General features: G+C 74.7%; 8 protein-coding genes. 4 read left to right on the top strand and 4 right to left on the bottom strand.

Translation table 11 applies throughout. The annotated features are described in order from the left end of the window. Window positions 1-241: 241 nt before the first annotated feature. Complete coding sequence (locus tag ACFYW9_RS37840; protein WP_389159610.1) at window positions 242-1633, bottom strand: carboxyl transferase domain-containing protein; 1392 nt, start codon at window positions 1631-1633, stop codon at window positions 242-244. Then, entirely contained in the window at window positions 1626-3209 is a 1584-nt protein-coding gene (locus ACFYW9_RS37835) for an acyl-CoA synthetase (RefSeq protein WP_389159609.1), read from the bottom strand. The genes ACFYW9_RS37840 and ACFYW9_RS37835 overlap by 8 nt, the downstream gene beginning before the upstream one ends. Window positions 3210-3507: 298 nt before the next feature. On the opposite strand from ACFYW9_RS37835, the gene ACFYW9_RS37830 reads away from it, so the two are divergent. Then, entirely contained in the window at window positions 3508-4152 is a 645-nt protein-coding gene (locus ACFYW9_RS37830; RefSeq protein ID WP_351871955.1) for a toxin-antitoxin system, toxin component, read from the top strand. Window positions 4153-4216: 64 nt separating this feature from the next. On the opposite strand, the gene ACFYW9_RS37825 is transcribed toward ACFYW9_RS37830, so the two are convergent. Continuing rightward, window positions 4217-5323, bottom strand: coding sequence for a MerR family transcriptional regulator (locus tag ACFYW9_RS37825; protein ID WP_389159608.1), 1107 nt, complete (start codon window positions 5321-5323; stop codon window positions 4217-4219). A 256-nt stretch (window positions 5324-5579) separates the two neighbouring features. Between ACFYW9_RS37825 and ACFYW9_RS37820 the strand changes: the two genes are divergently transcribed. Further along, window positions 5580-6455, top strand: a complete 876-nt coding sequence (locus tag ACFYW9_RS37820) for a RimK family alpha-L-glutamate ligase (protein WP_389159611.1) — start codon at window positions 5580-5582, stop codon at window positions 6453-6455. A 122-nt stretch (window positions 6456-6577) separates the two neighbouring features. Here the strand turns inward: ACFYW9_RS37820 and ACFYW9_RS37815 are convergent, their stop codons facing one another. After that, window positions 6578-7207 carry a hypothetical protein gene (locus ACFYW9_RS37815; protein ID WP_389159607.1) on the bottom strand — a complete coding sequence of 210 codons (630 nt, stop codon included), beginning with the start codon at window positions 7205-7207 and terminating at the stop codon, window positions 6578-6580. 164 nt (window positions 7208-7371) lie between these two features. Between ACFYW9_RS37815 and ACFYW9_RS37810 the strand changes: the two genes are divergently transcribed. Further along, window positions 7372-8145, top strand: coding sequence for an IclR family transcriptional regulator (locus ACFYW9_RS37810; protein ID WP_389159606.1), 774 nt, complete (start codon window positions 7372-7374; stop codon window positions 8143-8145). Further along, complete coding sequence (locus ACFYW9_RS37805) at window positions 8142-9041, top strand: SMP-30/gluconolactonase/LRE family protein (RefSeq protein ID WP_389159605.1); 900 nt, start codon at window positions 8142-8144, stop codon at window positions 9039-9041. Before ACFYW9_RS37810 ends, ACFYW9_RS37805 begins: the two co-directional genes overlap by 4 nt. The last annotated feature ends 249 nt before the right edge of the window (window positions 9042-9290 follow it).

Raw genomic sequence — 9290 nt, 5'->3', positions numbered from 1 at the left:
GGGGGGGGGGGGGGGGGGGGGGGGGGGGGGGGGGGGGGGGGGGGGGGGGGGCGCGCGGGGGGGGGGGGGGGGGGGGGGGGGGGGGGGGGCCGGGGCGGGGGGGGCCCCCCGCCCCCCCCCCCCCCCCCCCCCCCCGGCCCACGTCCCTGCGAACGCCCGGTCAGGGCGGCCACCGTGGCGGTGGCCCACCGGGCGGACGGCCGCCGGTCCCTCCCGGGAGGGACCGGCGGCCGTCGTCCGTTCACCCTTTGGCGCGGTGCGGCGAGATGCCCCGGATCACTCCCAGGTCCAGCAGATCCTGCGGCCGGAGCCGGAGTTGGGCCGCCGTGGCCCGGACCTCGTCGGCGGGCCGCTTGAGGATGGCGGCCGCCGACTCCGGCGCGATGACGGAGAAGTAGCTGTCCGGTGTGGCCCAGGTGTTGCCCGGAGCGGCCAGCGCCAGCGCACCGCCCGAACCGCCCTCGCCGATCACCAGCGTGGTGACGGGCGTCCGGGCCGTGGCGACCGCCGCGAACAGGTCCGCGATCGCCGCCCCGGCCCCCTGCCGCTCGGCGAGCGCGTCGTTCGCGGCGCCCGGGGTGTCCACCAGCGTCAGGACCGGGATGCCGAGCCGTCCGGCCATCCGGACCAGCCGGGCGGCCGTGCGGTATCCGGCCGGACGGGTCGGGGTCCCGCGCTGTGCGGCGTACGCGACGGTCCGCCCGTCGTACGCGCGGCCGAAGCCGCACAGCACGCCGTCGTCGGTGCCGCCGCAGCGGTCCCCGCCGATCGCGACCCGGCGAGTGAAATACGCGTCCAAGTAGGCTTCGGCGCGCGGCCGTTCGGCGGCCCGGGCGCGCCGCACCGCGTCCCAGCCGGTCGCGGGCGGATCGGTCGCCTCACCCAGCGCGGCCGGGACGGGCGCCGCCCCGTCGGCGGGACGGGTGAGCAGGTCCAGCCACAGGGCGAGCGCCTCCCGCAGCCCGTCCTTCGGTACCAGGGCGTCGACCGAGCCCGCCGCGACCTGCGCCTCGGCCGTGTACGCGGCCGGGTCCGCGTCGGGCGGGCGGACCCGGGAGCCCGCGAAGGCGACCTGGGCGCCCGGCAGCGCCAGGGTCACATCGGCGCCCGCGCCGAGCGTGGCCCAGCCGCCGCCCGTCGTCGGGTCCCGCAGGACCGCGATCTGCGCGAGTCCCGCCTCCCTGGTGAGCGCCGACTGCCGTGCCACCCGCTGGAGCTGGGTCAGCGCGAGCATGCCCTCCTGCATCCGGCTGCCGCCCGTGGCGACGAGCGAGACGACGGGCAGCCGGTGCGTACGGGCATGGTCGTAGGCCGCCTCCAGACGGTCCCCGGCGCGTTCGCCGAGGGAACCGCCGAGGAAGCCGAACTCGAAGGCGACGAGGACGGCGGTGACCGGACCGAGCGGAGGCCTGCCGTCGGTCGTGGTGCCGAAACTCGCCGTCCCGAAGGTCGCGGTGCCGCAGACGACGGACTCCTCCTCGCCGGTGCGGTCCGCCGCGTGCGCCCGCGCCTCGCCGTACCCCTTCCAGGAGAGCGGGCCGTCGGGCGGGAACCCGCTGTCGGAGGAGGGGAGTTCGGCGAAGCTGTCGGTGACCAGGGCGATGGCCTCACGGGCCGAGATCCGTTCAGTCACGCGGCAGCTCCCGCTTCAGGATCTTGCCCATGTCGTTGCGGGGCAGCTCGTCCAGGAAACGCACGGTGCGAGGCCGCTTGTGCGGGGCCAGCAGGCGGGCGACGTGGTCGGCGAGCGCGTCGGCGGACGGCGGCGCGTGAGGGTCGAGCGGGACGATCCAGGCCGCGACGCGCTCACCGAGGTCGGCGTCCGGTTCCCCGGCGACGGCGGCCTCGCGCACCCCCGGGTGTTCGAGGAGCGCGTTCTCGATCTCGCCCGCGCCGATCTTGTGGCCGCCGCTCTTGATCAGGTCGGTGGCCTTGCGGCCGACGATACGGACCGAGCCGTCGGGATCGAGGACCGCCATGTCACCCGTGCGGAACCAGCCGTCCGCCGTGTGAGCGGCGGCGGTGGCGTCGGGCCGGTTCAGGTACTCGGTGAAGAGGTTCGGCCCGCGCACCTGGATCTCGCCGACGCTCACGCCGTCGTACGCGCCGGTCGGGGTGCCGTCCGCCTCGTACCCGGCGATCGTCGTCCCGTCCTCCTCGACGAGCCGCAGACCGACGCCGGGCAGCGGCACGCCGACCGTGCCGGGGCGGGCCTCCCCGTCCGCCCGCACGCTGGTGTTCATCAGAGTCTCCGTCATGCCGTACCGCTCGACGACCCCGCGACCGGTCGCGGCCCTGATCCGCTCGTGGTCGTGCAGGGGCAGCGCCGCGGAGCCCGACACCAGCAGCCGCGCCCGGCCCAGCGCCCCGGCGAGCCCGGGGTCCTCGCCGAGCGCCTCGGCGAGCCGGTGGTACATCGTCGGCACCCCGAACACCATGGTCGCCCCGGCGTCCAGCTCCCGCGCCACGCCCTCGGCGCTGAACCGGCCCAGATGCCGTACGGACCCGCCGCGCCGCAGCGGGCCCAGAATGCCGATGATCAGCCCGTGCACATGGAACAGGGGCAGACCGTGCACCAGCACGTCGTCGCCGGTCCACTGCCAGGCGTCGGCCAGGGCGTCCAGCGTCGCGGCGATCGCCCGGCGCGGGATGACCGCGCCCTTGGGCGGCCCGGTGGTGCCGGAGGTGTAGACGACCAGGGCGGGGGCGGCGGGGTCGGTGACGGTCCCGGGGGCCGTGGCGGGGGCGGTGGGTTCGCCGGGCGCGGCGGAGCCCGGGGCCCCCGCGCCGCCGGAGACCCCGGCCGCCGCCCCCGCTTCCCCCTCCGTGTCCGTCTTCGCGTCGGCGTCCGCGTTCACCTGGACGTCGATACGGTCCAGCGTCCCGAGCGGAGCGGGAAGGACGTCCCCCGGGGCCGCGAGCACCAGGGACGGCGCGCTGTCCCCCACGATGTGGCCGAGTTCCGTCTCCCCGGACTTCGGGTTCAGCGGTACGGCCGGCACCCCGGCGAGCAGCGCGGCGACGACGCCGACGGCCGTCTCCAGGGTCGGCGTCGCCCAGACGGCGACCCTCCCGGCACCGCCGAGCCGTACGGCCAGCGCTTGAGCGGAGGCGGCCAGTTCCGCGTACGTCAGGGAACGATCGCCGAAGCGCAGCGCGGACCGGTCCGCGACCGAACCGCCCACCAGGGCCGGGAAGAGGGAGAACACGAGGACTCCTTGCCGAGAGGACTTCACCGGGAGGGACAGGCTCTTCCTACACGATCGGGCTCCGGGATCGGGTGGCCCGCCGCACGATCGCGCCGAGGACGTGGAGGGGGCGCGCAGGCGCCGTAAGGATCGTTCCCAAACCGGGAACGATCGCCGGGGAACCGTGGCGTGGACGGACCCGGACACGTAGTGTCGGCCTCGCGTCACAACTTGACGAGTCAACTGCCGGGAGACCTTTGGTGAGTGAGTCCCCGTCGCTCTTTCCCGACGTCCTGCCCGACGGCGAGGGGGCGGAGCGATGACGACGAAGCCGTCCGGCTCCGTCGGAAGGTTCGTGGCGGCGCTGCGTCCGCGCGGAGCCCGCTCCGAGATGCGGGCGCTCGCGGTGGAGCTCGGCCGGGTACTGCGCAGAAGGATCGATACGCCCGTCGACATGAGGGAGCTGGCGCAGGCCCTCTGCGAGGAGATGAGCCGGCGCCGGGGCGGCCGTCCGGTCCAGCTCCGCTTCGAGCGTTTCCCCGACGAGATCGAAGTCACCGGTCTGTGGATGGAGTTCGGCGACTTCGACCTCGTCGTCGTCGAGGAGCGCGCCGAGGCGGTGCAGCAACTCGTCATCCTGGGACACGAGTTGTGGCACATGAAGGAAGGCCACCGCGACCATCACGTGGACGGCGCCAGGGCCGTCGCGCGGGCGGCCCTCTCGGACCGTTCCGGCTGGCACGACTCCGGCCCCCGGGCGACGCCGTTCCGGCAGGAGGTCGCCCGCGCCGTCGCCGCCCGCGACGGATCACGTCAGGCGGACGAGGCTCAGGCCGAGGCCTTCGGCCTGCAACTGGCGAGCGTCTTCCGCACCTGGGTGACCGGCCCCGGCGACAGCGCCCCCGTCGACCCGGTGGGCCGCGCCATCGAGACCTCCCTCGGCTACCGCAGGCCTCAGGACTGACCCACGGGCTTTCCCGTACCTGTCCGGTCCGGCAGGTACGGGGACCTGTCCGGTACGACAGGCCCTAACCGAACCGGAGTCCGTCCGGACGGGCCGCCGCCTCGACCACGTCCGCGACGACGCAACTGACGTTGTCCGGCCCCCCGGCGTCGTTCGCCGCCCCGATCAGGGCCCGGACGGCCGCGTCGGCGTCGGGAGCGGAGGCGAGGAGCCGCTCGATCCCCTCGTCCGGCACGACGGTGGACAGGCCGTCCGAGCAGAGCAGGTAGCGGTCGCCCGGCCGGACGTCGTGCAGCCGCAGATCGGGTACGTGCGCGTCGCTGCCCAGCGCCTTGAGCAGGATGGCGCGCTGCGGATGCGTGGTCGCCTCCTCCGGGGTGAGGCGGCCCTCGTCGATCATCGACTGGACCACCGTGTGGTCGTGGGTGATCCGGAGCAGCCCGCCGTCGCGCAGGACATAGGCCCGGGAGTCCCCGATGTGGACGAGCGCGAGCTGGGAGCCGGTCCACACCAGGGCCGTGAGCGTGCTGGCGGTGACACCTCCGTCCGGGGCCCCGTCCGTGGCGTGTCGCGGTACCAGGTCCGCCACGGCCTGTGCCGCGCCCTCCACGGCGTCCTCCAGCAGGTTGAGCACGCCACCGGCCGACAGCGGCTCGTCGTCCAGGAACGTGAGGGCCCGTACCGCCGCCGTGCTCGCGGGGGCGCCGCCCGGCCCGCAGCCGTCGGCGACCGCGAGGACGCGGGCGCCCGCGTGGACGCTGTCCTGGTTCGCCGCACGGACCCGACCGGTGTCGGAGTGTGCGGAGTAGCGGAGTTCCAGCATGCTGGTGTCCTTTCCCGGGGACGGTGACAGGTGGTTCACGAGGAACGCCGCCAGATCCCGGCGGGCGGCCGTCTCGGCCTCGACCCCGGCCCAGTACGCGCCGATCTCCCGCGCGGCCGGCCCCGGTTCCAGGGCGCACACCAGCCGGATCCGGGCGAGCGGCATGCCGAGCCGCCGCAGCCACGCGACCAGCCGGGCCTCTCGGAGCTGCCCGGCCGCGTAGTAGCGGTAGCCGGTCTCGGGGTCCACCCGGGCGGGGCGCAGCAGCTCCAGTTCGTCGTAGAGCCGCAGTGCCTTGGGCGACAGCCGGGAGGCCTTCGCGAAGGCCCCGATCGTCAGCATGTCCACGCGTCCACCCCGTCGCTCCGTGTCCGGGCCGTACCTGGTCCCGGCCCTGGTCCTGGTTCCTCGTTCCGCCACCGATGCTGGGCCCTGACCCTTGGTGAAGGTCAAGTGCGGCCCGTCAGGGAGCGCGGGCGGTTGTTACCCTGCGGCGGGGCTCGCCCCGGGACGGCGTCCCGACGGGGTGCGCCCGATGCCGTGCACCGATGCCGTGCAGCGGTGCCGTGTCGCGGTGTCGGTGCCGTACGAGGAGGAGTCCGAAGTGGCCCGTATAGCGCTCGTCACCTACGACCCGGGCGAGGAGCCCGGCGCCGACCGGGATCTGCCGGTGCTGAGGGGAGCACTGGAGGACGCCGGGGCGGTGGCGGAGATCGTGCACTGGGACGATCCCGCGGTCGACTGGGCGCGGTTCGACCTGGCGCTGATCCGGTCGACCTGGGACTACAGCCGGCGTGTGGCGGAGTTCGTGGGGTGGGCGGAGCGCTGCGCGGGGCTCACGCGGCTGATGAATCCGGCGCCGGTCGTGCGGTGGAACACGGACAAGCGCTACCTCGGGGACCTCGCGGACGCGGGGGTGCCGGTCGTGCCGACCCGGTATCTCGCGCCGGGGGACCCGGTCGACCTGCCCGGCGAGCACGAGTTCGTCATAAAGCCCACGGCGGGGGCGGGGGCGCGCTACGCCGCCCGGTACACGCCGAAGGAGCGGGAGAGGGCCCTCGGGCAGCTCGCGCGGATGCACGCCGAAGGGCTGACCGCCATGGTCCAGCCGTACGTGACGGACATCGACAGCCGGGGCGAGCGCGCGCTCCAGTTCTTCGGCGGACGGCTGCTGCACGCCAGTCGCAAGGGAGCCGTGCTGGAGCCGGGGACGCCCTACGACGGAGACAAGACGCCCCACCCGCGCCTGGAGGTCTGGGAGCCTACTGCGGCCGAACTGGATGTCGCCGAAAGGGCGTTGGCCGCCGTCCCGGGAGGCGCGGACAGCGTGCTCTACGCCCGGGTCGACCTCGTCGACGGCGCCGACGGCGAGCCCTGGCTGATGGAGCTGGAACTCGTCGAGCCGAACCTCTTCCTGTGGCTCCACCCCGGGTCGCTGCCCGTCGTCGTGGACCGCGTCATCGAGGCCGCCGCTCCCTGAGGGGCTCGTCCCGGAGCCCTCGGTCCCGTCGGCACCCCTCCCCGGACCGGCGACCGCCCCCGGACCGGCGAACCCCGAGGAGCGGCGAACCCGAGGAGCGGCGGCCGCGGACCTGTCCGCGACTACCGCCCGGGATCCCCGGGGTGTTCCGGCACGGGCCCCTTGACGTCCACCCGTTGCAGCAGCCCCCAGGTGAACTCCGCCGCGCACGCGTGCGGCACGCCCGACGCGTCGGGCGCCGTGAACGCCAGACCCCACCGGGTCGGGGCCGTGCCCTCCAGGGGCCGGGCTGGGGCGAAGGCGCGGGCCGCCTCGTCGACCGTGCAGCTCCAGGGGGCCAGGTCCTCCAGGGTCTCCAGTGCCGGGGCGGGGGCGCCCGGGGCCCGTACCAGCCATTCGTTCCAGACGACGCCGTTCGGGGCGAGCAGGACCTCGAAGCGCAGACCGGGCCACAACGGCACCGGCCATCGCAGGGCCTCGCAGGCCAGATCGCCGATCCGGCGCTCGGACGCGGACTCGGGGGCGCCGAGGACCGAGCGGTGGCGCGAGGCGGCGGACCGTCCGCGCGGGGAGTGCAGCATCGCCTGCCAGCGCCGGTTGGCCTCGCGCATGTCCGCGACGGACACCCCCAGCTCGTGACGGGCGTCCTCGACCAGGCCGGGATTGTGGTCGGCCATGCGGCGCAGCAGGACGAGCTGGAAGTCGAGCGGGGTGAAGGGGGCGGCGGGGCGTTTGGCCGGCATGCGCTCCATGGTCGCGCACCCGGCCCCCGGCGGGGCGCGGCCCGTCGTGAGCCGGCGCGGGGGCGTGCGAGCGGGGCCCCGTAAACCATTGCCCGCCCCCGGGTGAATGACTAGCCTGTGTTCGTCATCCCGATCGTCTGTTGAAATTTCGAACAAAAGAGAGGGGGCCGGTTGTGGGACGCCTCGTACCTGCCGTGACCCGGGCTCTGGACATACTGGAGCTCTTTCTCGACGGGGACGGGACGCTCTCCGCCCCCGACATCGTGCGCAAGCTCCAGCTGCCGCGCACGACCGTGCACGAGCTGGTGACCACGCTCGCCGCCCGGTCGTACATCGTGCAGGTGCCCGGCCAGCCGGGACGCTACCGGCTCGGCGTGCGCCCGTACCAGCTCGGCAGCCGCTACGCCGAGCAGCTCGACCTCGCGGCCGAGGGCCAGCAGGTCGCCCGTTCCGTCGCCGAGACCTGTGACGAGACCGTACACGTGGCGATCCTCGAAGGCACCGACGTCATCTACATCGCGAAGGTCGACTCCACGCACGCGGTGCGCATGGTCTCGGCGGCCGGCCGCAGGCTTCCCGCGCACTGCACCTCCGTCGGCAAGATGCTGCTCGCCTCCCTCTCCGAGCCGGAGCTGACCTCACGCGTCCCGGACGACGCCGACCTCGTGGCGATGACCCCGAACAGCATCACCGAGCCGGGCGCCCTGCGCGAGGCCCTCGCCGAGATCCGCAGCCGCGGGATCGCCGTGGAGAGCCGTGAGTCCAACCCGGACGTCAGCTGTGTCGCCGCCCCCGTGCGCGACCGGGCCGGACAGGTCGTCGCCGCGCTCTCGATCTCCGTGCCGATGATCCGCTGGAGCGACGAGCGCCGCGTCGAACTGGAGCAGCTCGCGGTGAAGGGCGCCGCGGACCTGTCCGAGCGGCTCGGCCACCGGAGCGCGCGGTGAGCGCCGTCGAGGTCGCGGTCCGGGCGCACGCGGCCCTCGGCGAGGGCCCGACCTGGGACGCCCGGGCGGGGCGGCTCATCTGGGTGGACATCCTCGGCTCCCGGATCCACACCTACGACCCCGTCTCCGGTCGCCGCACGGTGCTGGCCACCGAGCAGCACGTGGGCGCGGCCAAGCCCCGGGCCGGCGGCGGACTGGTCGTCAACCTCCGTGACGGAGTGGGTCTTTACGGGCCGGCCGGGTCCGGCGAGTCCCCCGCGGTGGCGGGGGGATCCACCGGGACCGCGCCGGCCGGCGGTTCGTTCCGCTGGCTGCACCGGGAACCCGTGCCCGGCCGGCGGGCCAACGACGCGGCGGTCGCGCCCGACGGCTCGCTGTGGTGCGGCACCATGCGCTACGACGAGGCGCCCGGCGGAGGCACGCTCTCGCGGATCGCCCCCGACGGCACGGTCCGTCCCATCCTCGACGACGTGAGCGTCAGCAACGGCACGGGCTGGACCCCCGACGGCCGCCGTGTCTACTACATCGACTCGCCGACCCGCCGCATCGACGTGTTCGACATCGGGGACGATCAACTGCCGTTCGACAGGCGTCCGTTCGCCACCGTGGAGGACGGATTCCCCGACGGTCTGACGGTCGACGCGGAGGGCGGCGTCTGGGTGGCCCTCTGGGACGGCGGGGCGGTCCGCCGCTACACGCCGGACGGCGAGCTGGACCGGGTTCTCGAACTGCCCGTCCGCCGCCCCACCGCCTGCGCGTTCGGCGGCGCCGACCTCACCGACCTCTACATCACCACCGCGCGTACGGGCCTCGCGGCACCGCACCCGATGTCCGGCTCCCTGCTCGTCGTCCCCGGCGCGGGCAAGGGTCTGCCGCAGCCGGAGTTCGCCGGATAACCGAACGCCCGCGAGTCCCCGCCCGGTCGACGGCCACCGGACGGGGACTCGCTTTTTCACGCGCCCACCGTTTCCGGCGCCCGTATTCTCCGGCGCCCAGCCTCTCCGGCGCCCTCCGTCTCGTGCACCCGACGCCGTTTCGAGCGCCCGGTTTTTGCGCAAACCATTGACGAGAAAGCGCTTCCTACGACAACGGCACACCCAAGCTGGGCCTGAACCGGCTGACCTGGACCGCGAACGGCTGGCCGA

The organism is Streptomyces sp. NPDC002698, assembly GCF_042888945.1.
Taxonomy (GTDB): Bacteria; Actinomycetota; Actinomycetes; order Streptomycetales; family Streptomycetaceae; genus Streptomyces.
This window is presented reverse-complemented; position numbering and strand designations above follow the sequence as displayed.

What these genes read in the sequence shown, in the direction of transcription:
- ACFYW9_RS37815 (WP_389159607.1), bottom strand. Translation starts at nt 7,207, where the DNA reads ATGGAGCGCATGCCGGCCAAACGCCCCGCCGCCCCCTTCACCCCGCTC.
- ACFYW9_RS37830 (WP_351871955.1), top strand. Translation starts at nt 3,508, where the DNA reads ATGACGACGAAGCCGTCCGGCTCCGTCGGAAGGTTCGTGGCGGCGCTG.